This is a genomic window from Streptomyces sp. 4F14 (assembly GCF_048159485.1).
Lineage (GTDB): Bacteria > Actinomycetota > Actinomycetes > Streptomycetales > Streptomycetaceae > Streptomyces.
On sequence record NZ_JBLRVY010000155.1, the window covers coordinates 1 to 421 of the forward strand.

1 protein-coding gene is annotated in these 421 nt (G+C 67.9%); it reads right to left on the bottom strand.

Annotated features, from left to right (window positions below; all coding sequences use genetic code 11):
* On the bottom strand, positions 1-302 hold a 302-nt coding region (locus ACLZOT_RS50090; RefSeq protein ID WP_416976000.1), incomplete at its 3' end, for a sigma-70 family RNA polymerase sigma factor.
* Between the last annotated feature and the right edge of the window lie 119 nt (positions 303-421).

Here is a 421-nt window from a genome sequence, read left to right on the forward strand (position 1 = left end):
CGGGGCGAGAGCGCCGCCCGGGCCAGCGGGGTCGACTCCGTCAGGTCCATGGGCCTCGCCCGCTTGTTGCCCGCCGTCAGCATGTCCAGGCACACGTTCGTCGCGATGCGGTACAGCCACGACCGGAGACTGGAGCGTCCCTCGAACTTGTCGTAACTCCGCCAGGCCCGCACCATCGTGTCCTGCACCGCGTCCTCGGCCTCGAAGGAGGAGCCGAGCATGCGGTAGCAGTACCCGGTCAGCTCGGTCCGGTGCTTCTCCAGCGCGGAGTCCAGCTCCGTCGTCATGGTGCTGTTGGTCATCGTCCACCCACCCCTGTGGCCGTCCCGTCGTGCGCGTCTTCGCGCCCCGCACTTCGGAAGCTACCGCAGGGGACTGACAATGGCCTGTGCAGCGAAAGAAACCGCAGCTAGAGGCGGTC